Source organism: Streptomyces sp. UH6 (genome assembly GCF_013421635.1).
Classification (GTDB): Bacteria; Actinomycetota; Actinomycetes; order Streptomycetales; family Streptomycetaceae; genus Streptomyces; species Streptomyces abyssomicinicus.
The window spans coordinates 1-1440 of record NZ_JACADT010001228.1 but is presented as its reverse complement, the minus strand read 5'-3'; the positions used below and the strand labels follow the sequence as shown (position 1 = coordinate 1440).

1 protein-coding gene and 1 pseudogene are annotated in these 1440 nt (G+C 71.9%); both read right to left on the bottom strand.

Annotation, left to right across the window (positions count from 1 at the left end; all coding sequences use genetic code 11):
• A pseudogene (locus HW445_RS33915) lies at positions 1-123 on the bottom strand (tRNA lysidine(34) synthetase TilS); the annotation flags it as partial.
• A gap of 208 nt (positions 124-331) precedes the next feature.
• A partial coding sequence (locus HW445_RS30820) for a zinc-dependent metalloprotease (RefSeq protein WP_180224080.1) occupies positions 332-1440 on the bottom strand: 1109 nt, incomplete at its 5' end.

The window sequence follows — 1440 nt, the reverse complement described above, 5'->3', positions numbered from 1 at the left end:
GTCGCGCGCTCCGGCGGAGGCGGCGCGGGCGGAGGTGAGCGTCGAGCCGTGCTCGGCGAGGATGTCGTTGAGGACGCGGCGGACCGCCAGGCGTATCGCCGCGACCGCTGGATGGGGACCCATTGTCCGGTTCCCTTCATGAAGTTGTTCGGGGAAGCCGACCCGCAGGACGGTCACACAGAGTGCGTTGATGGTGACAGAAACAGGTCGGTATCCGAGCATCGCACGCCCGCCTTGGGAACACGGTCCCTCGGAAGGGTGATTGATCAGGCGTTGCCCTGCCGCCAACCGGATGCACTTGTTCCATATTCGGTCACGGGCTGTGCCTCCGTCAGCCCGCGCCTCCCGCGGTCCCGTGGACCCGGGCCACCCAGTCGGACGGTGCGTGGATCTCCGCGGGGGTCGGCAGGGTGTTGGGCGAGGTCCAGGCACGGTTGAAGCCGTCCATGCCGACCTGCTCGACGACCGCCCGCACGAACCGCTCGCCGTCCCGGTACTGGCGCAGCTTGGCGTCCAGGCCGAGCAGCTTGCGGAGCATCAGGTCCATCCGCGACGCCCCCTTGGCCCGGCGCTGCTGGAACTTCTCCCGGATCTCCGCCACCGAGCCGACCACCTCGGGCCCGACGCCGTCCATCACGTAGTCGGCGTGGCCCTCAAGGAGCGACATCACGGCGGTGATCCGGCCGAGGACCTCCCGCTGGGCGGGCGTCTGGACCAGGTCGACCAGCGACCTCTCCTCGGCCGCGTCCCGGTCGTCGTCGCCGCGGCCGCCCACCAGGGACTGGGCCGCGTCACGGATCCGCTCGAGCATCTGGCCCGGGTCGACGTCGGTCTCGGCGAGGAAGGTCTGGATCTCGCCCCGCAGGTGGTCCCGCAGCCAGGGCACCGCGGAGAACTGTGTGCGGTGGGTCTCCTCGTGCAGGCAGACCCAGAGCCGGAAGTCCGAGGGATCGACGTCCAGTTCGCGCTCCACCTGGACGATGTTGGGCGCGACCAGCAGCAGCCGGCCCCCGCCGTTCTCCCCGCCGGGCAGCTCGTCGCCAGCGGGCGCGAAGGTCTCGTACTGGCCGAGCACCCGGGAGGCCAGGAAGGAGAGCAGCACGCCCAGTTCCACGCCGGTGACCTTGCCGCCCAGCGCGCCCACCACGGCGCTGCCGGGCTTGCCCGCCCTGCGCTCCTGCATCTTGCCGAGCAGGGGACGCAGGATCTCCCGGAAGCCCGCCACGTTGGCCTTGGCCCAGCCGGGCCGGTCGACGACGAGCACCGGGGTGTCGTGCACCTCGTCCCCGCCCATCCGGGTGAACGCCCGGACGTGCTCCTCCGATGCCTTCGCGTGCCGGCGCAGCTCGGCCACGACGGCCCGCGCCTCCTCGCGGCCGACCTCCGGGCCCGGCCGCGCAAGCCGGGCGGCGGTCGCCACCGCGAGATCCCAGTCGACCA